General features: G+C 56.9%; 1 protein-coding gene. It reads left to right on the forward strand.

Annotated elements, in window-relative coordinates:
* Positions 1–193: 193 nt before the first annotated feature.
* Positions 194–269, forward strand: a 76-nt coding sequence (locus SB689_RS23250) for an AAA family ATPase (protein WP_410694417.1), incomplete at its 3' end; no start/stop codon positions are given.

Here is a 269-nt window from a genome sequence, read left to right on the forward strand (position 1 = left end):
GTGAACAAGGCGCTGAACGCGATGGAGCAAAGCGGCGAGATGAGCCAGATTTTTGACCGCTGGCTTGGACCCAAAACGCAGTACGCACTCACGAGAACGGACAAGGTCACGCCGATCGATCAACTCAAGTTTACGCCGGTGAACTGATCTCAGGACGTTGCGTGGAGGAGACGTGATCACACATATCGTTGTGATGGGCGTATCAGGGTGCGGAAAGTCGACGCTTGCGCAGGCACTTGCACAAGCGCTGGGAGGCCGGTTCATCGAGG

The sequence above is a fragment of the Chryseobacterium sp. SIMBA_038 genome (genome assembly GCF_046535115.1).
Lineage (GTDB): Bacteria > Bacteroidota > Bacteroidia > Flavobacteriales > Weeksellaceae > Chryseobacterium.